16 protein-coding genes and 1 pseudogene are annotated in these 20,740 nt (G+C 38.0%); 2 read left to right on the forward strand and 15 right to left on the reverse strand.

Annotated features, from left to right (window positions below):
- Window positions 1-51 precede the first annotated feature (51 nt).
- A complete protein-coding gene (locus tag MS2017_RS01155) occupies window positions 52-1,911 on the reverse strand; it encodes a hypothetical protein (protein ID WP_122950989.1) in 1,860 nt (619 codons plus the stop codon).
- 476 nt (window positions 1,912-2,387) lie between these two features.
- Window positions 2,388-3,170, reverse strand: coding sequence for a phosphatase PAP2 family protein (locus MS2017_RS01160; RefSeq protein WP_122950990.1), 783 nt, complete (start codon window positions 3,168-3,170; stop codon window positions 2,388-2,390).
- A gap of 530 nt (window positions 3,171-3,700) precedes the next feature.
- Here MS2017_RS01160 and MS2017_RS01165 point away from each other — a divergent pair.
- Window positions 3,701-4,504 carry a hypothetical protein gene (locus MS2017_RS01165; RefSeq protein ID WP_122950991.1) on the forward strand — a complete coding sequence of 268 codons (804 nt, stop codon included), beginning with the start codon at window positions 3,701-3,703 and terminating at the stop codon, window positions 4,502-4,504.
- Between the two features lie 444 nt (window positions 4,505-4,948).
- Window positions 4,949-9,820, forward strand: a complete 4,872-nt coding sequence (locus tag MS2017_RS01170) for an NACHT domain-containing protein (protein WP_122950992.1) — start codon at window positions 4,949-4,951, stop codon at window positions 9,818-9,820.
- Between the two features lie 11 nt (window positions 9,821-9,831).
- Here MS2017_RS01170 and MS2017_RS01175 read toward each other — a convergent pair whose 3' ends face one another.
- The 13 genes and pseudogenes from MS2017_RS01175 to MS2017_RS01235 all read right to left on the reverse strand — a co-directional run bounded on the left by MS2017_RS01175 (window position 9,832) and on the right by MS2017_RS01235 (window position 20,683).
- On the reverse strand, window positions 9,832-10,242 hold the full coding sequence (locus tag MS2017_RS01175; protein WP_122950993.1) for a hypothetical protein: 411 nt from the start codon (window positions 10,240-10,242) through the stop codon (window positions 9,832-9,834).
- Between the two features lies 1 nt (window position 10,243).
- Entirely contained in the window at window positions 10,244-11,782 is a 1,539-nt protein-coding gene (gene purH / locus MS2017_RS01180; RefSeq protein ID WP_122950994.1) for a bifunctional phosphoribosylaminoimidazolecarboxamide formyltransferase/IMP cyclohydrolase, read from the reverse strand.
- Window positions 11,783-12,016, reverse strand: coding sequence for a helix-turn-helix domain-containing protein (locus tag MS2017_RS01185; RefSeq protein WP_071563643.1), 234 nt, complete (start codon window positions 12,014-12,016; stop codon window positions 11,783-11,785).
- Complete coding sequence (gene dusB / locus MS2017_RS01190; protein ID WP_122950995.1) at window positions 12,003-12,977, reverse strand: tRNA dihydrouridine synthase DusB; 975 nt, start codon at window positions 12,975-12,977, stop codon at window positions 12,003-12,005. Before dusB ends, MS2017_RS01185 begins: the two co-directional genes overlap by 14 nt.
- Window positions 12,977-13,525, reverse strand: a complete 549-nt coding sequence (gene def, locus MS2017_RS01195) for a peptide deformylase (protein ID WP_198934552.1) — start codon at window positions 13,523-13,525, stop codon at window positions 12,977-12,979. Before def ends, dusB begins: the two co-directional genes overlap by 1 nt.
- On the reverse strand, window positions 13,522-15,078 hold the full coding sequence (gene nadB / locus MS2017_RS01200) for an L-aspartate oxidase (RefSeq protein WP_071563640.1): 1,557 nt from the start codon (window positions 15,076-15,078) through the stop codon (window positions 13,522-13,524). Before nadB ends, def begins: the two co-directional genes overlap by 4 nt.
- Complete coding sequence (locus tag MS2017_RS01205; protein ID WP_122950996.1) at window positions 15,079-15,615, reverse strand: DUF4760 domain-containing protein; 537 nt, start codon at window positions 15,613-15,615, stop codon at window positions 15,079-15,081. It abuts the gene before it with no gap.
- Between the two features lie 106 nt (window positions 15,616-15,721).
- On the reverse strand, window positions 15,722-18,097 hold the full coding sequence (locus MS2017_RS01210; protein WP_180334742.1) for an efflux RND transporter permease subunit: 2,376 nt from the start codon (window positions 18,095-18,097) through the stop codon (window positions 15,722-15,724).
- A gap of 3 nt (window positions 18,098-18,100) precedes the next feature.
- The gene (locus MS2017_RS01215) at window positions 18,101-18,757 is read right to left on the reverse strand and encodes a protein-L-isoaspartate O-methyltransferase family protein (protein WP_071563637.1); all 657 of its coding nucleotides are present in this window, start codon (window positions 18,755-18,757) and stop codon (window positions 18,101-18,103) included.
- Window positions 18,758-18,809: 52 nt separating this feature from the next.
- On the reverse strand, window positions 18,810-19,640 hold the full coding sequence (locus MS2017_RS01220; protein WP_122950998.1) for a DNA ligase: 831 nt from the start codon (window positions 19,638-19,640) through the stop codon (window positions 18,810-18,812).
- A gap of 20 nt (window positions 19,641-19,660) precedes the next feature.
- Window positions 19,661-20,170 (reverse strand): annotated as a pseudogene (locus MS2017_RS01225) (Fic family protein); the annotation flags it as partial.
- Between the two features lie 16 nt (window positions 20,171-20,186).
- Window positions 20,187-20,471, reverse strand: a complete 285-nt coding sequence (locus MS2017_RS01230; RefSeq protein ID WP_122951000.1) for a hypothetical protein — start codon at window positions 20,469-20,471, stop codon at window positions 20,187-20,189.
- The gene (locus MS2017_RS01235) at window positions 20,465-20,683 is read right to left on the reverse strand and encodes a protein NO VEIN domain-containing protein (RefSeq protein WP_122951001.1); all 219 of its coding nucleotides are present in this window, start codon (window positions 20,681-20,683) and stop codon (window positions 20,465-20,467) included. Before MS2017_RS01235 ends, MS2017_RS01230 begins: the two co-directional genes overlap by 7 nt.
- Between the last annotated feature and the right edge of the window lie 57 nt (window positions 20,684-20,740).

The following is a 20,740-nucleotide window of genomic DNA, read 5'->3' on the forward strand; positions in this document are numbered from 1 at the left end:
GCAAAACTCCATTAAAAAAATAAATATAGGTGATTTTTGGCAAATACTTAACTAAAGGCATGTTTCATCCTCTTCAAAGCCATGATTAGCCTTGGCTCTAGAGTCAGAAAAAGTTTGGAGATCTATCTCTTCTAATTCTTCCTCTTCTGGCAATGCTTTAAGGGGCTTTTTAGTTCCAACTTTGGCATCTCTAAGAGGCTCATATTCCAGTTCTCCAGATTCAGTTTGTGTCTTTACCTGATTATGAAATACTATCTTTTTGCTGCTGCGTACAGTATTTGCTGCAGCGTTTGTGTCAATACCACTAGGGCCAGCAACATCTTCACTCCAGGTTTCCGCGCCTTCTTTTGTCCATTCAGCTTTATACTCATTTGGATTCAAAAAAACTTCTCCATCTTCATCTTTAGCAATAACCTTGTAACCTAATTTCTTGTTATAAGTCCACCGTTCGGCGCCATCAGCACTCTTCCACTCGCCATCTTTCCACTCAGATAGTAAACGATTTTCTTTATCAACCAACACATTTTCGCCAGTATCAGAATTGTGCATCATGCGAACATCGCCCCCATATTTTCCTTGCGAGCGGAAAGTAATAGAACTTTCTTGCTGTAGAACCACATCATTGTCATTCGTAATGTCGTCTGTTAAATTTTCCATGGGTTCGCCGGCACCCTTTAATTCACGACCAGCAATACCCTTGCTAAAACGATAGGATCTGGATGAGCCTTCCCATGGTTTTATCTCGTCTTGGGGTATCTCTTCAAATTTTTGCGTATTTGGATTGTAATAATTTGTATCAGATTTGGCGATAACCCTGTGTCCTGCGGTTTGACTAAATCTCCACCGTTCAGCACCCTCAGCAGGAACCCATTTTTTATTCACAGAATCCCACTCAGCGAGTAAACGATCATTCTTATCAACTAGTACAGCATCTTCTTGATCTACAGAAAATGCCATTCTAGTTTTTGAAGGATAGTATTGTCTAGATTCAGAAACTTGAAGCTCAAAATCTGGATTCTTAGCAACATGTTGTGCTTCCAGAGGAAGTCGATCTCCAACACCTTCTATATCAAAGGTGCGCTCTTCTCCAAGGGCATCCATATATTCATCTGCACTCCCTTTCCACGGATCCTCTGGGGGTAATTCTGATTGGAAACTATTCGTATTTGGATTAAGATAATCACTCCCACCCCTAGAAACAACTCGATACCCAAGTTTTTCACTGAATCTCCATCGTTCAGCACCCCTAGCAGGGTTCCATTTATTGCCGACCTTATCCCATGTGGCAAGTAAACGATCATCCGAATCAACCAACACATTTACTTTACCAATAGTGCTATATTTCAGAGTAGGCAAAGAATCTTCAATTCCAGAATTTACCAAAGAACTCTCAGGAAGTGTTTCTACTTGAAGTTCAAAATTGGAATCAAGAGAAGTTCGGTCTGTTAAATTTTGTAAATCCATCGAACCTTTTAGCTCATAGCTGGAAATATTGCTATCGCCTAAATAATCCGTTTCTGACCCCTGCCACCTTGTATTCATCCATGCTCTATTGGGTGAGGCAGATTGGTAAAATTTATACCCTAAATAGGCGCCACCACCTACTACGGCACCCGCACCAATTGTCATGCCACTAATGGCTAAGGGGCTTGTCCATGCATTGGTTTCTGCGTTAATGTCTTGGACACATGATCCGCTAAAGCGATTTTGAGCATTGGGAGTGGAGGTAAAATCAGCGTCACCAGAATATCCAACCTGACATTCACATGTATTTTTTTCAGTGTGTATTGAGTGAGCAATCCAGATTAATTTATTGCTTGATTTATTACTTAAGCATTGTTCAAGACTAAATACATTGAAACTACTAAAAATTAACACACTGAATAAAAAAGGTTTTATAATTGGCTGCATTTTATTCTTAAAATTAGGTTAATACTTAAAGAGGGCACTATTATAGAGCAAATCACTACTTCGGTTCAAAGGATTAAGAATTAGTTAATAGGTGAATTTTATTTTTAATTCAAGCAAAATTTGCCCATTCAAGAGGAGTGAAATTTATATAATTTAGAGACTTTTGTATAAAATATGAATAATCATCAAGAATCCACTTTCCCCACTTGGTAATTTTTTAAACCCAGCCTTAGCTCTGCTAAGACAAGGTTTAAGGAAATTACCAAATGGGCAAAAATTGAATTTTGCTAATCATCCATAATTTATGCAAAGGTCTCATTGTATCGGACCTACCTACAACAAGATCTAAAAACACTGTTGTCGCCAAAATCATTGGTTGCTTTTATTGGTCGCCTAGCGCTGAAAAAAAAAGCCAAGCAAAGAACCGATGACACTTTTTTGACAGCCGAGTGTACTTGCCTTGTTATGCTTAAATATCACCATCTTGCGCTAATATTAATGCCGTAATATTCATTGCCAATAAGAGGGGTAAAAGAGATTTTTTCTGATTTTTCATTGGTGTCAAAAACAGACCCTACAGATTCATACGCCATCTGCCAACCGAGTATTGCTTGGTTGGTGTAGTGGCTATTGTCGTTTACCCTTGACCATGCTGTCAGGGTAGATGTTGCATAAAGCGCATATTTGATAAATTTATTGTCATTCATTTGCGCTAAAGTTAAAAATGGAACCGCACCTACAAATGCATGTCCACTCACACCATTGTTATCGTTGAGAGGCCTCCATTTAGAGCCCCTTGATTCATTAGGCCTTGATGCCCCTGTAAGCTTTTGCATCATCCACATAGTGGGTAGGCCTACAGCGTAAGCTCTTGCTGAATTTAATCCCCAGTTACCAATTTCAGACTCTGAATTAAAGTGGTATGCACTACTTGCCAATATAGAAATAGGCAATAAATACTTTCCTTCGCCAAAAAATTTAGCGGTTTTTGAATAACTATCGGTTGCATTACTTCGCACTTCATCTTGATACCAGTCTTGGAGATTTACATCCATTTCTGAATTTGCTATAATGCCCATTGATAGAAATCCAGCGCCCATTCTCATGAGGCGTTCTTTGGCATAAAAATTACTATAATCGTTTGCTATTTTAGTGCCAATAGAGACATCATCCGATGCAGATACTTGATGAGCAGAAAACAAATTTGCGAATACACAAATAAGAATAAAAGTCTTTGTTCTGTTTTGCTTTGTTCTCATTTATACTCCTATACTATTATCATAAGGATACATTTCCTTATATTGCAACATTAAAAACAAATCCTATAAAAAACAGACAAATTTTATCTATTTTTAATTGCATTTTTATCCTAAATATTTGATTTTTAGATAAAAAAATCAACTGAAAGTAATTCAAATTTAATACCAGCAAAAAATTATAACAGAAAGCAAATCAGTTGCCTAATAAATGCGTGAAATAACCCTATTTGCCCTTAAACTTCTAAGTATATTCTCAGGGTTTGTGAATAAGTAAATACTTTAGTGGCAATGAATAATACCATTTTTAAAAAGCAAAACAAACAATCTAACACCCATCCTCATCCCAAGTATTAACAGTAAAAATACCCAAGCTGTCAATAAGTAGCACAGGTATTTTTACCACCAATACTTGGGTGATTATAAGCACTATATTATTCATTTTATTTTTGAAAATTGAATAAAAGGCCTCTATTAATAGGTTAAAATACCCGCTTTGAAAATTAATGAAATACCGTTGTAGGTTTTAAGAAATGAATAAGATTATTTACATAGCGTTAGTTGTACTTTTTTTATATGGATGCACGACAACTTCAGAGACGCAAAAAGTATATCCAAATAGTGAGAAGTTGTTTCATCAAGTTGAAAAGTATAAATCAGTTGAAGATTATAATAATGCTTGTTTGATGCTTAATCAAATTAAAAATAGGCATAAAAACTTATTAGATAAAAAGGAATCAAAAGCGCAGCACGACTTAGCGCAAAAAGACTATAAGAGATTTGGTTGTGATTTGCGTAATCTTATCAAAATTCCAGGAAAATGGGAAGATAGGGTGGTTAAATTGCAATCAAAAGAGATAAAAAACAATCGTTTTTTTGTCTTTTCTAACCAAGTATTTACGAATGACACACAGGAATATATAGATAAAAACCATAGCGTATTTATACATGTATTCACCCCTCCTCTGGATTTGTTTAACGATGAGCAGTTAAAGCCAAAAATATTTTTTACGCATCACAACTATATTACCAACAGAAATTCTCAATATAAATCATATCAAGTGCTTGAAGATTCAGAGTTAAAAATGGCACTTAATGAAAACAAAAGGCCTATGGAAAGAAAAGGGCTGTATCGAAAAAATAGTTATTATGGCGTAGGGATAAAAGGTAAGGATGTTTTCTACATGAAGTTTTTATCATTAAAGTGTGAGAAAGGCCACATTAACTGCCTTGTTAAATATAAAGTTTATAATTACCGTGCAAAAACTTTCAAAGAGTTACGGAACGCCTACAAGAAAAATATTGGAAATTATAAATTCAAAGGATTTAGCAAGTAATAAAGTAAAGGGCGTTATCGCCATTTAGTCCAATACTTTCTCATAAACGCACTTATCAAATCTTTAAAGTCTGAAATAAACTTCGCTGATTGCAAATGACATAAGCGCCTTGCTTTTTGCTTTGTTTAAAATGATAGCGAACGACAAAAAGCGTTAATCCTGCGCCAATCTGCTTTTTTCCATCAACTAATGTGTGATACTGTTTCTAACAGTAACATCTCTGTATTAGTAGTAATTGGTCGTGAGTCTAGCACTGAAAAAAATTCAAAATGACAAACTTAGAAGGCAAAGCCTTCAGGGCTTGGATTTTGTTTTGGGCTTTAATTTGTTGGTGTTTTTCTAGTTTAACAATAGTAATCGTTTTCTAATTCGTTTTTTGAATTGTGAACATTTTGTGATACTTTGTGATAGAATGTTGTTTTATTTTGTAAAATAAGATTGATTATGACTATAAAAACAACAAAAAATAACGATGCACTTGATGAATTGCTAGCAATGGTATTGGGAAAAATAGCAGCCACCCCCGGTAATATATTATCTGCTATCGTAAAAATAGCAAAACACAAAGGCAGTCTTCGTCCTGAAAAAATAGAAGTGAATCAACTGCTGAAAGAAGAGCGTGGCTTGGAAATCACTGATACTAATTTTAGGAAGAATTTACAGAAGATTAACGAGGCATTTAAAGAAGTTGCCAATACACAAACTCCCGCTTCTATTAAAAGTAGAGGTGCGGTTTTAGAAATTGATTTAGGGGATTTTATCGATACCCAAGTTTCTAGAAACATTGAAAGACCATCAAAATCTATCATACCTAGTGAAAGCAATATTCCGCCACAAGTGATTTCTGGCAAAAGGACTGTGTCAATATTTATTAGTCATGCATGGGAAAATGATCCAATATTAGATGAAGTTACCAGGGAATTTCATCAAAAATTAAAAAATAAATTAGAGAATTTGCCAGAATCTTGGCGAGATAAGTATCAATTTAAATTATGGATTGATTTTGAAAATATAAAAGCAGTTGCGGCACCAAATAACAATCTTAAAAGGCAATTCGTGTGTAAAGCACAGGAGGCAGAATTTGGCATTATGTTGTTTTCCGATAAATGGTTTTGTAGTAAAGACTGTCAACTAGAGGCCAGTAAGTTTTATGATAAAAATGGCGAAATTTTAGCGGATAAATTGGTTATACAAATCGCATTAAACCGTAACATTGATAAAAAATATAAAAAGCATCCTATTTTGCCGAAACTTTACGGCAAGTATAAAACTTTACCATCTCTTTTAAAGTCGGATAACTGTAACGATATAACTGACTTCTTTGATAATATTCGAGATGAAATTTGTTGTTCACTTGACAAGCAAACCCCACCAGAACCATCAAAAAACACAATTAAAGAGCGCCTTAAATATAACGATCAATATTGCCATATCGATAAAGTTACAAATAAAGGCACAGAAAGCAACAACAGCAATGAAAAATTTGAAGTCATTCCAAAATTAATACAATGGGCAAAATTTGATGACCCAGAAAAGCCTATCGTAACGGCTTTATTGGGAGATTTTGGTGCGGGCAAGACCACTACCTGTCAAATGCTGACTCAAGAACTTTGGAAGCAACACGCACAAGATGCCAATAATCCTGCCCCTATTTATTTTGATTTACGCAATTTGATTACTTTTTTTGCTGACCAAAACAATGTGGATACTTCGGTAGAGACTTTATTGGAAAAATTGATTGCGGTAACAGGTGCTCAAAAAATCACAGGTATAGAGGTTATAGACTATTTAAAAGACCGCAATACACTGATAATTTTTGATGGATTGGATGAAATTGGTAACAGTTTGGGTGAGGCAAAATTAGCAGAAATTTATCGCAAATTGTTGTCCATCATTCCTGAAAAACATTGGCAACAGCAACCATCAGATAAAGATGCAGAGGTAATCATTACTAAAATTCTTGTTACTTGTCGCACGCATTTTTGGCGTGATAACCTTCAACAACAAAGTGTTTTAAGCGCTCAAGGGCGCTCAAAACTCAATCAAGATAGCCCACAATCCAAGGTCAAGGTGTTTTATTTAGCACCTTTTGATAAAGAGCAAATTGAAGAATTTTTGCGCAAAAAACTACCAGAACAGGAATTAAAATCTGCTTTACAATTTATCAACAATGCCCACGATTTATCTGATATTGCTAAAAAACCTTTAATGCTCAACTTTATTTTTGAACAACTGTCAACTTTACTCCAAGCATACCAATCTGGAAAAATTATTAATGTGGCAACAATTTACCACTTGTTGTTTGCTAAAACCTTAGATCGGGACGAGGGTAAAAATCTGAAAATTATGCCACGAAGCAAAGACAGGATGTTACAAAAACTTGCTTTATATTTATGGCAAGAGCAAAGCAAAAGTCTATCTACTAACGATTTATACGATTGGTTTGATGACTATCTACTCACCGTCAATGATTTAATTATCAACACCCAAGAAGACAGAAATCTATTGTTTACTGAATTACACAATGCCAGTCTTCTGGTCAGAGACGACAGTCATTATCGTTTTTCCCACACTTCATTTTTTGAATATTTTCAAGCACGAAATATTTTTGAAACCCTGTTAAAAACAGACAACAGTTTGGCAGATTTGCCAATTGACAAGCCTATTTCAGCGGAATCGTTAGATTTTGTGCATCAGATTTATGCGGATAGCGGCAACAGCAAGCAAGAAAAATTACAACAAAGTTTAAGCCGTTATTTAACTTACGATGCAAATACAGACAAGCAAGCAAGCAAAGTTTTACGGACATTTTTGGCAAAACTGTTGCTACAAGGGCAATCCTCACCTGCTCCAATACCATTTCCAAAACAAGTTGATTTTAGTTATTTAGACTTGCCCAATCTTGCTTTTATTGGCAGTGAGAAAACCCCTTTAGATTTGCAAAATGCCCATTTTGAACACAGTGATTTGTCAAATACCACCTTCACTTCAGTGTTATTGAATAATGCCGTTTTTACCAACAGCCGTTTAGATTATTGTAAATTTGATTCGTGTTACTTAATAAACAGTTGTTTTGTTAATCAAGATATTGATCAATGCCAGTTAACAGGGGCAAAGTTTCATCAATGTGTTTTAACAGGGGCAAAGTTGGGTCAGGTTGATGATTCTTGTTTTTTTATAGACTCATTAGATGAGCCCGCTAAACAGCGCAGTATAGTGGCTGATAAATTGACAATGAGTTTAGAAGGCAACAGTCAAATCAACTCAGTTGTCATTAGCACCGACAATCGCTTTATTGTCAGTGCTGGCGATGATGGATCCGTATGCCTTTGGGACAGAAAAACCCAGCAATCTATCGGCTCACCTTTACAAGGACACAGTGGCAGGGTTCACTCAGTTGCCATTAGCGCTGATAATCGCTTTATTGTCAGTGCTGGCGATGATGAAACCGTGCTCCTTTGGGACAGAAAAACCCAGCAACCTATCGGCTCACCTTTACAAGGGCACAGTGATATAGTTAACTCAGTTGCTATTAGCATTGATAATCGTTTTATTGTTAGTGCTAGCAGTGATGGATCCGTGCGCCTTTGGGATAGAAAAACCCAACAGCCTATTGGTTCGCCTTTACAAGGATGCAGTGGCTTCGTACATTCAGTTGCCATTAGTACCGACAATCGTTTTATTGTCAGCGCTAGCGGCGATGGATCCGTTCTCCTTTGGGACAGAAAAACCCAGCAGCCTATCGGATTGCCTTTACAAGGACACAGTGGCTCGGTTTACTCAGTTGCCATTAGTACTGATAATCGCTTTATTGTCAGTGCTGGCTATGATAAAACCGTGCGCCTTTGGGATAGAAAAACCCAGCAGCCTATTGGATCGCCTTTACAAGGGCACAGTGGTATGGTTTACTCAGTTGCCATTAGCGCTGATAATCGTTTTATCGCCAGTGCTAGCGATGATAAAACTGTGCGCCTTTGGGATAGAAAAACCCAACAGCCTATCGGCTCGCTTTTACAAGAGCACGGTGGCTCGGTTTACTCAGTTGCCATTAGTGCCGATAATCGTTTTATTGCTAGTGCTAGATTTGATGGATCTGTACGCCTTTGGGACAGAAAAACTCAAAAACCTATTGGCTCACCTTTGAAAGGGCACAATGGCTTTATTCTCTCAGTTGCCATTAGTGCCGATAATCGTTTTATTGTCAGCACTAGCGATAAAACTGTACGCCTTTGGGACAGAAAAACCCAGCAGCCCATCGGCTCGCCCTTACAAGGGCATAGTGACTTGATTCGCTCAGTTGCCATTAGCACCGATAATCGTTTTATTGTTAGTGCTGGCGATGATAAAACCGTACGCCTTTGGGACAGAAAAACCCGACAGCTCATCGGCTCGCCTTTACAAAAACACAATGATCGAGTTTTTTCAGTTGCCATTAGTGCCGATAATCGTTTTATTGTCAGTGCTGATATAGGTGGAACTGTACGCCTTTGGGACAGAAAAACCCAACAGCCTATCGGATCACCTTTACAAGGGCATAGTAGTTCGGGTCTTTCAGTTGCCATTAGTGCCGATAATCGTTTTATTGTCAGCGCTGGCGATGACAAAACCGTATGCCTTTGGGACAGAAAAACCCAGCAGCTCATCGGCTCGCTTTTACAAGGATATGATGATATTAACTCAGTTGCTATTAGTGCCGATAGTCGTTTTATTGTCAGTGCTGATATGGGTGGAGCTGTATGCCTTTGGGACAGAAAAACCCAGCAGCCCATCAGCTCGCCTTTACAAGGATATGATGATAACCCAGCTGCTATTAGTGCCGATAATCGTTTTATTTTCAGTGCTGATATGGGTGGAACTGTATGTTTTTGTGACAGAAAAACCCAACAGACTATTAGTTTGCCTTTACAAAAAGATGGTATCTGCATTAACTCAGTTGCTATTAGTGCCGATAGTCGTTTTATTGTCAGTGCTAGAGATGATAAAACCATACGCCTTTGGGACAGAAAAACCCAACAACCTATTGGTTCGCCTTTACAAGGACACAGTGGCATGGTTTTCTCAGTTGCTATTAGTGCCGATAGTCGTTTTATTGTCAGTGCTGGCGATGATGGATCCGTACGCCTTTGGGACAGAAAAACCCAAAAATGCCTAGGCATTCATTACGCTCTTGATAACAACAGTTCTTTTTGCACTGATGGCAATCACCAAGCCACATACTGGAACCCAAACGATTGGGACAAACTATATGCAACAGGTCAAGACGAAAATGGCGAAACAGTTATTCTATCTCCTAGCGATTTTCCTGGTTACAAATGAATAAACCTTGCTTACTGCTCAAGTGGCTCAATACTGAACGATTCCCAATCTTCGGTGTCGTAGGTGATTTGGAAGCCGTGTAATTTTTGTGAGACTTGTACTTTGGTTTCGTCGGGTAATTGCCAGACTCGATTACATTCGGTGGCGCCTTGGATGTCCATGAAATTGTTGACACGGATAACTTCTTTTTTACTGAGTTCCAGATTGGTGAAAGTGGTGATAACTTCGTTGACAAATTCGGGTTTTGCTAAGTTGTAATATCCCATTTTCTCGTATTTTCTGACTGTTTTGATACATCCTTGTATGTGTGTTTTTACTTTGTCAATGTCATAATATTCTTGAGTAACGGATTCGACGCTACCATCGTCATTAATGATAACGGTGCTTACTTCTGGGAAGGCTTTAATTTTTTCGATGCTCATGTTAGTGTTTGAAGTGACGCATGCCGGTAAATACCATGGCGATGCCGTGTTCGTTTGTTGCTTCGATGACCTCTGCATCACGCATGGAGCCACCCGGTTGGATGATGGCCTTGATGCCGGCTTTGGCGGCGGCATCGATACCGTCTCTGAAGGGGAAGAAGGCATCTGATGCCATGACTGAGCCTTCGACCACTAAGTTTTCATCAGTGGCTTTAATGCCTGCAATTTTGGCTGAATAAACGCGTGACATTTGCCCTGCGCCTACGCCAATGGTCATTTGGTTTTTGGCGTAAACAATGGCGTTGGATTTGACTGTTTTGGCGACTTTCCAGGCAAAGAGTAAGTCGTTAATTTGTGCTTCTGTTGGGGCTAAATTGCTAACGCATTGAATGTCGTTTTTGCCAATAATGCCTAAATCTTTGTCTTGTACTAGCAGTCCGCCCGTAACGCGTTTGTAGTCCAAAGAGGGTTGTGCTATGCCTAAATCACCGCATTCTAAAACACGCACATTTTGTTTGCTTGATAATATTGCTTTGGCATCATCATCAACACTGGGGGCGATGATGACTTCAACAAATTGGCGATCGATGATGTTTTGTGCGGTTTTTTTGTCTAAGTTGCGGTTAAAGGCAATGATGCCACCAAATGCTGAAGTTGGGTCGGTTTTGAAAGCGTCATTATAAGCGGCAAAAATATCATTGCGTACGGCAACGCCACAGGGGTTAGCGTGCTTAACAATCACGCAACATGGTGCATCAAAACTGCGCACACATTCTAAGGCTGCATCTGCATCTGCCATATTGTTATACGACATGGCTTTGCCTTGGCATTGTGTTGAGGAGGCGACACAGGCTTCGGTGTTGTTACTTTCTACATAAAATGCGGCATTTTGATGGGGGTTTTCTCCGTAACGCATTGATTGAACTTTGTTAAATTGGAGGTTCATGGTATTGGAAAAACCATCTTTTTCTTTGCCCAAATAGTTGGCAATAGCGCCATCATAAGCGGCAGTGTGTTCGAAGGTTTTAAGGGCTAATTGGATGCGGGTTTTTAGGGTTGTGTTGCCACTTTCGTTAATTTCATCTATGACCGTTTGATAATCTGCATTGTCAACGATGACGGTTACTGATGCGTGGTTTTTAGCACTGGATCGTAACATTGCTGGACCGCCAATATCGATATTTTCGATTGCCTCTTCTGGTGTGCAATCAGGGTTGGCAATAGTGGCTTGGAAGGGGTACAGGTTGACTATCACTAAATCAATTGGGTGAATGTCGTTTTCTGCCATTACGCCTTCATCAAGTCCACGGCGTGCGAGAATGCCGCCGTGGATTTTTGGATTTAAGGTTTTTACTCGGCCTGCCATCATTTCAGGGAAACCTGTGTAGTCGGATACTTCAATGACGGGGACTTTGTTATCGGACAGTAATTTTGCTGTGCCGCCGGTAGAGAGGATTTCAATATTTTTACTGGCTAAAAATTCAGCCAATTTAAGGATGTCAGTTTTGTCAGAAACACTGATGAGTGCGCGTTTTATCATTTATTTAAGTTTGTAGAGTTCAATTTTTTTCTTTAAAGTACCACGATTCATACCTAAAATTTTAGCGGCTTCGCTTTGATTTTGTTCAACCATATCCAAAACAAATTTAAGAGTGATGGATTCACTCTCTTGCATGACCATTTTATGCACACCAAAAGCTTGCTCGCCATTTAATTGCTTAAAGTAGCGTTTTAATTTGGTGTTAATGCAATCTGGTAAATTAGTTGGACTCATTGAGGCAATTTTTAAATTGTTGGTATTGTTCTTTAGAAGTGTCAATTTTACTAATTTTTGTCCAACAGGTTTGAGGTTTATTTTCAAAATGTTGTAAATACCAAAGAATGTGTTTTCTGGCAATGCGTACACCAAGTCCTTCGCCATAAAATTCGTGGATTTGTTGAATATGTTTGAGTGCGGTTTGTTTTTTGAGGGCAAATGAGAGGGTTTTGGGGTGTTCGTTTGTATTTAGATAATGGTTAATTTCGGCAAAAATCCATGGGTTGCCTTGTGTGGCTCTGCCGAGCATAATGCCACTTGCGCCTGTGTTGTCTAATATTTGTTTGGCTTTTTCGGCGTTGTTGATATCGCCGTTGGCAATAACAGGGATGTTGACTTGGGAGACGACTTCGGCAATGGTGTTGTATTCTGCTTCGCCATTGTATTTGTCTTCTTTGGTTCTGCCATGTATGCTGAGCATTTGGATGCCAGCGTCTTGGGCGATTTTGGCAATGGTGGGTGCATTTTTATTGGCACGATTCCAGCCTGTGCGCATTTTTAAAGTAACAGGGACATTGACACTGTTGACCACAGATTTTAAAATAGTTGCTACCAATATTTCGTCTTGCATTAAGGCTGATCCTGCGGCTTTGTTGCATACTTTTTTGGCGGGGCAGCCCATGTTAATGTCAATAATATCGGCGCCGAATTCTACTGCTTTTTGTGCGGAAATGGCTAATTCGTCCGCTTCTGAGCCGGCAATTTGAATGCTAATTGGTGCTGATTCTCCTTTAAAGTCTAAGCGATATTTGGATTTATTGGTGTTGAGTAAATGTTGTTGTATGACCACCATTTCAGAGGTGGTGAGTGCGGCACCTTGTGCTTTGCAAAGCATTCTAAAGGGCTTGTCGCTGGTGCCTGCCATAGGGGCAAGTAGCACTTGAGAGGGGAGGGTGTAAGCGCCAATTTTGATTGGCATTATTGGCTTTTGTTGATTTTATCTAGTAGGCGTTTTTGTTTGAGTTTGGATAAGTAATCGATAAATAAGATACCTTTTAGGTGGTCTAATTCATGCTGGATGCAAACTGCAAGTAAATTGCGGGCTTCCAGGGTAAATACTTTGCCGTTTTCATCTAGTGCTTCCACCACAATGTGATTAAATCGCTCAACTTCTGCATAATAACCGGGGACTGATAGGCATCCTTCGTTGTGTGTTTCTTGGCCTTCTTTTTTGGTAATTGTTGGATTGATAAAGCACAATGGATGCTTTTCGGTAAGGGGTTTGCTGTTGTCGGTATTGCGATTTTTTAATATAAATTGGTAATCTTCACCTGAATCTGGTACATCCATTACGACAATTTGTAGGTGCTGATCAACTTGCGTGGCTGCTAGACCGATACCATCTGAGGCATACATAGTTTCAAACATATTTTTTACCATTTTTTTAATGTCATTATCCACCGCCTCAACTTTGGCAGCTTTGGTTCGTAGGCGTTTGTTTGGGAATTTTAAAATAGGTAGTATCATAATGTTATAACGGTATTTTGAATGTTAGTAGAAGTGTGTGGGTAGTCTTTATTGTAATGTAAGCCACGGCTTTCTGTTCTTGAAATTGCTGATTTAACGATAATTTGCGCTGTAGCAATCAGATTTCTGAGTTCGATTAAATCGCTTGATATTAGGTAAAGATGGTAATATTCGTTGACTTCATTTTGAATTTGACTTAGGCGCATTCGTGCGGCATGTAAGCGTTTGTTACTTCGCACAATACCGACAAAGTTCCACATAATGCGCCTAACCTCGTCCCATAAGTGCGTTACCATTACTTTTTCTTGAGAGGGGCAGGCTCTGGAGGCATCCCAGTTGTCAAAATTTAGAGACGATTGCTCAAAAGTTTGTTGGTTAATGTGATTGGCACAAGCTTTGGCAAACACAATGCACTCTAGCAATGAATTACTTGCCATACGATTTGCACCATGAACGCCTGTGTGTGCGGCTTCACCAATTGCATATAAGCCCTCTATATTACTGCATGCATTAATATCAGTTTGAATACCACCACAGGTGTAATGAGCAGCAGGTACAACTGGAATAGGTTGCTTGGTAATGTCAATGCCAAAAGAGAGGCACCTTTTATCAATGGTCGGAAAGTGTGATTTTATCCAAGTTTTATCTTTAAAAGAGAGGTCTAAATAAACACAATCAAAGCCATGCGTTTTCATTTCTGAATCAATTGCTCTGGCAACAACATCTCTAGGCGCAAGTTCAAGGCGTTCATCGTATTTGTGCATAAAGGTATCGCCATTTGGCAAAATGAGTTTAGCGCCTTCGCCACGCAGCACCTCAGAGATTAAAAATGATTTTGCGTGTGGGTGATATAGGCAAGTTGGGTGGAATTGGGTAAATTCCATATTGACAATATGACAATGCGCTCGGTATGCCATGGCGATACCATCGCCAGTTGAAGTGTCTGGATTGGAGGTGTAAAGATAGACTTTAGAGGCACCACCTGTGGCAATAACGGTTTTATGTGCAACAAAACTTTCTACTTCGTTACTGGATTTGTTCAAAATATAAGCACCGTAGCAGCGTTTGTTTTTCATGAGTAAATCAATGGCAATAAACCCTTCAAAAAGGTGAATATTTTTCTTCTTTTTGACGCTATTTAGTAAATTGGTTTGGATGGATTTTCCTGTTTTATCAGCCACATGAGCAACACGCCTATTGCTATGCCCACTCTCAGTTGTCAAATGATAGCGTCCTTTTTCTTGAGTAAATAACACGCCTGATTTTTCTAAAGATTGAATCGCAGTGGGCGCTTGTTCAACCATAAAGCGAATTGCTTTTTCATCGCCCAAGTGATTGCCTGTTAAAAGCGTGTCATTAATGTGTGATTGGAAATTATCTTGTGTGTCAAGTACCGCTGAAATACCACCTTGTGCATAATAAGAACTGCCCTCCAAAAGTTTGTCTTTGGCGATCAGTGCGACAGACAACTTATCGGATAGTTGTAGGGCGTTCATTAATCCTGCACTACCTGTGCCGATGATTAAAACATCAAAATAATGCTTGCTGGACATCTATTTTTTCTTATGACATCTAAAAAATTGTGTAATTTTACAAAAAATTCTATAATGCCAAGGTTTGGAAATACATGCAGAAAACCATTCTAAATTTTCAAATAAACAGTGGTTTTTTAATTGTTCTCTAATTTTTTCAATATAAGGCTTTGAGTATTCAAATGTGTGAATAATTTGTTGTTTTCTAGATAGATACATAGTGCACCTATCGTAAATGCCAATGCGAACGCCGATTGAAATTGATTCAAAATAATTAAGAATGGGGTCTATTTGGTCTTGTAAATTTTTATATTCTTCAGAGGTTGCAATTAAAGTAACGCTTTTATTGTTGTCAAAATGGTAATCACGCAGGAATTTTGCACTTTTAATTAATCGTCTATTGGAAGAAAGTTTGTCTAAAAATTCTAATGATGCTTTTTGTCTAGCGGTTTTTCTTTGTGAATAAATAGCAACAACAGAAACAGCAATAATTAGAAAGCCAGCAACTGATGTGCTGGCTCCCGAATAAAAAAAGTTTTGAATGGCATTAATATCCATCAGTTCCTTCTAATAAAAACATATTGTTCTCCTTTCTCCATAGTACAGGGCATTATTTTAACCTTTTTTTAGTACATAATGATATTTTTGCCTGTTTTTTGTTGTGTTAAATTTTCGGCTTCACCATCAAAATCAACTTTGGCAGCAAGGTTAAGTTAGCAAGTAATGCACTAATCATTGCAATGGCAGTGAATACACCAAAATAGATACTGGGAATAAAGTTAGATAAAGCGAGAATTAAGAAGCCTAAGGTAACGGTAATCGAAGTATAAAACATCGCCAAACCAATGGAATTGTGCGAGCGATACATGGTGGCCAAATAATCATGGTCTTTGGCAAATTCAGCTTTAAAACGATGGATATAATGAATCGCATTGTCAACACCGATACCAATTGCAATCGCCGAAATGGTAATGGTCATTAAATCTAGCGGAATATTCATTAACCCCATAATGCCGAGAATAAAAATCGATGGCAAGATGTTGGGAATAAGTGCCAAAATTGACAAACTAAAGGACTTAAAAATAAACAAAAACATCAAGAAAATCATTGCAAATACCACCACAATGGTTTTGATTTGCGAGGCAAACAAACTTTGCAACATATTGTTATATAGCACCAGCATCCCCGTGGTGTGAAAACTGCCTTCTTGAAAACCAATGTCTTTGCTAATGTAAGTTTCAATTTTTTCAATCAGTGCTGCGCGTTTAAGGTTTTTATTGGTTTCACGAATGCGAATGACCATGCGTATTTGACCATTGTCTTCTGATAAATAAGGGTCTAATACATAGGCTTTAGCGCTATCTGGAATCTGGGTTTTAATGACATTTAAAAGGAAACCATTCGGCGCTTGATTGCCATTGGCTTGCGTTAATATCTGCATTAGCGTGTCAATTGAAAGCACTTTTCCAGTTTCATCTAAAGCGTTTAAATATTGGTGAATTTTGTGCATATCAGCACGCAGATCTTCGTCATACCAGTAATCTTCAGCCAGCCCATCAAATATAATTTCTAGTGGAATGGTGCCACCGAGTTTTTTATCAATAAGGGTTAAGCCTTGGTTGATTTCGGTGTTTTCTTTAAAATAGTCAATAAAGCGATTTTCAACGCTGAGTTTATTGATGCCTACTGCCGAAGCCCCGATAAACAGTATTAAAACCACCAGCAAATGATTGCCAAATTTTTCAGTAAACTTTGCCAAGCCATGAGTAAAGCCCAATTCAGTTTTAAATTGTGGAATCTTTGGTTTGGGTAAAAAACTCATTATCATTGGAAAAGCAACAAATGAGAGTATTAATGCAATAGTCACCCCAATTGACATCATCCAGCCAAAGTCAATCACAGGCCTGATACCGCTAATCAGCAATGACCCAAAGGCAACAATAGTGGTGAGCGTGGTGAACAAACAAGGCTTGAGCATTTGCTCTAATGTATTTTGAATCAATGTTCGGTATGCCAAGTCGGGGTTATTTTGTGCCAATTCTCGATAACGCACCACCAAGTGGATCATTACCGATAGCGTCATTACCAGCAACAGTGAAAAGAAATTACTTGAAATAATGGTCACTTTCCAGCCCAAAAATCCCAGTACACCCGTCATCATCAACGCACCTGTGATGCTAATGCCAATAGGCATCAACACCCAACGAATACCCTTAAAAATAATCGCTAAAATCAGTGTCATTAACCCGATTACCGCCAAACTAAAGATAATTAAATCACTGCTAATGTAGCCAATAATATCCGTGGTAATCATCGGCAGCCCACCTAAAAATAGACTGGCATTGTCACGGTATTTGTCAATCGTTGTGCGAATTTGCGCAATGGTTTTGTCTTGTAGGGCGTTTTGTGTTGTTGTGTCTTTTAACACTTGTTTTTCGATGGCACTGAGTTTGGCTAATGCTTCTTTAGAAAGTTCATTATTTGCTTTTTTGACTCGCATTGTATTGCGTTTTTGACGACGATTTTCAAAGGTCTTATTGCCTTTTAATGCCACAAGAATTGCACTGGTTTTACCATCTTTGCTCACCAAATTATCTGCATACAATGGTGATGATTTAAATTCTTCATTGGCAAGCACAAGGTCAGCATTACCATTGTCAATAGAAATATCTTTAGCAGCCAAGTCAATGAGTGACAATGGCGGCGATTGAAACAAAGGCACATCTAAAATAGTAGTAACCGATTTCACTTGGTCAATGGCTTGCAAATCTCGTCTAAAATTCGCCAAATGGTTGATTTGTGCTGGGGCAAGTAGATTGTCTTTAACTTGGTAACTAATGACCAGATAATCATCAGAGCCATAATTTTTCTTAATACTTTGGTAGTAATGCAGATTGTTGTCACCCTCTAAAACCAATGAATCCGATGAAGCATCCAGTTGAAAATGAGGGATTTGCGCAATAAAAAAACCAATGACAAGAAGTAATAGCGCAATACTCACGCCAGATTTATTCAAAACAGAATCATATAAGCGCTTCATAATTTAAAATTTGAAACTTGCCGCTGTTTCCAGCCCTTGCATAGTATTTAAGTGCGTCTCAAACAGCGCTTTGGTTTCCCATTCATTCTCACTAATACGGGTAATGAGTTTTGCGCTCATTGCATTGCCAGAGCCTTCCACCATAAAAATACGACCACCCACATTCAGTAAGTGAAAATAATGCTTTGTAATTTTTGGCACTGCACTACTTACAATTACCACATCAAAAAAATCATTAGATTGCCACCCCTGAGAAGCATCACCTACTTCAAGTTGAACATTGTCAACATTCAACATGTTAAGTTTTTCTTGTGCATTGCCACTCAGTTCTTCGTCAATTTCGATGCTGGTAATGGATTTACAAAGTTTTGCAATCACCGCCGTTAAATAGCCACTGCCTGTGCCTACTTCTAAAACCGTCTCATTTTGTTGGATATTAAGCGCATCAAGCAATCGCCCCTCAATTTTAGGACTAAACATCTTGGCTTTATCACTTAGTGGAATCTCAATATCTGCAAATGCTAAATTTTTATATGCCTCAGGCACAAAAGCCTCTCTGGGAGTGTTTTTTAGCGCATTATTGGCAATATAATTCAAGCCACCCCAAGGGCGAATTTGTGAATCAATGGCATTTTGTCTTGCTTGTTGTATATCAGTCATATTGATTTTCTTCTATAAAAGATAAGGGTAATTTTAATATACTTTCAGGGGCTTACTGCACTAATCTAATACGCAAAAATACAGGGTATTTTGGTTTGCCCTTTTTCGTTAAGCCAAAATATTTAAAAGTAATCGTGGTGCCAATAGGCGGTGGATTCTCACGCTGAATATCTTTAAATCCAGAGCCAATTTTTACCAACATCCCCCCTTTAGTTTTGCACAATAATGCCCCCATTTTTCCTATATATTTCCCTTTACCCGGCAAAATCTTTTTTATTACACACTCCGTATCCAGGTATTGCTTTACCTTTAGCGCCGAACTTAATCGCCCTGTTTGATACGCCGTATTCGGGTTTCTCACCACCACACCCTCGCCACCTTGGCGCACAATATCTTGTAGAAATTGTTTCACTTGTTGCTGTCGATTAATTGGATATTGTTTGATAATTTTAATCGGACTGCCCACCTGCGTTTTTAAATAATCACGCAAAACCGCCAACCTATCCAACAATCCACCTTGTTGCTCTGGCACTTCAAAAATCTGATGGGTAATTTTATGCCACCGTTTATCAGGACTTTTACGCCTCACAATACTACTAATCTCTTCAAAATCCGCTCGCCTCGTCCACAATTCCCCATCAATCGCAAATGGTGGATAATTCTTAATAAACCAATCAGGTGCCATAATTTTTTTTCCACCCCGAGTTAGCAATTGTTTCCCATCCCAAAACCCCCGAATGCCATCTAATTTCTCACTCATCACCCAACCCACCACAGATTTCGTCTCATCATAAGTTTTCAATAAAAACAAATCAGGCTTATCCGCCGCTAACAACAAACTGGGCAAACATAATAAAAATAATATTTTGAGGATTGTTTTCATATTACAAGGTCTCTATAAAGCTAATGTTTTAAACGGTATTTTTGCGTCGGACTGTTTGGACTATTCGGCTGAGTCATTGTCACTAAATTTGCCGAGATAGCAGGCAATAAATATTTTTGACGAAAATTTCGCGCATCTTTTAACCCCAGAGCCAACATCAATTCTTCTTTATTCATCTCACCATTTATAATGGAAATGAGTTGTTTTACTTGGGGGGTTACTTGAGGGGTTACTTGGGGGGTGCAACCCTCTAAAATTATTTGCAACATAAACTCAATAAAAGGTGAGCAATCTGTTCTAGCCGTACTTTTTTGTAACGCCAAATAATAATCTTGTTGATGTAAATAAATCAAACTCTCCACGGGCAAATTACTAAAAATAGGCTTCCACTGACTCAAAATCAAAGTCTGCCACAACCGCCCCATTCTACCATTACCGTCCACAAACGGATGAATAAATTCAAATTCATAATGAAACACACAACTGCGAATCAATGGATGTTCATCAGAATTTTCCAACCAATCCAATAAAATTGCCTTGGTAATGTTATTTTACTTGACAAAAATTGTTTACATAATTGTCTGATAATGTATAGTCAATATAATCATCAACAATGTCATTTATTAAATCTTCTTCGTGCATTATAATTCTATGTTTTAACATATTTATCCATTTTTCTATATCTTCTGTTGAGCGTAATTTTTTTAAAAAAACAAATTCATAGTTTTCAGCGTAAGTAATTATAGAATCATTAAAACTATCACCATAAGAAACCTCTTTGGCATTTAATATCCCAACAAATATTTTTAATTTTTCCTCAAAGTTTAACACTCTATATCGTCAATTAAATGATATTCTTTGACGGATTGAGACCGGGCAATTTTTTCATTAAAAGATAAATTTTTAATAGGATTTTTGATTGTGCAAATTTTTGGAATTTGATCAAGGTTTGTTACAATATTCATAATATAGTCCTCCTCGTATTCTTGTGCTTTTTTGTATTCTTTTTCTGTCAATCTAAACTTCCCTTTGGACTCCCTAATTAAGACCCCTGCATTAAACTAAAAAACCCAACAAAAAATCACAAATCAACCCTCAAA

Origin of the sequence: Bathymodiolus thermophilus thioautotrophic gill symbiont (assembly GCF_003711265.1) — a bacterium.
GTDB lineage: Bacteria > Pseudomonadota > Gammaproteobacteria > PS1 > Pseudothioglobaceae > Thiodubiliella.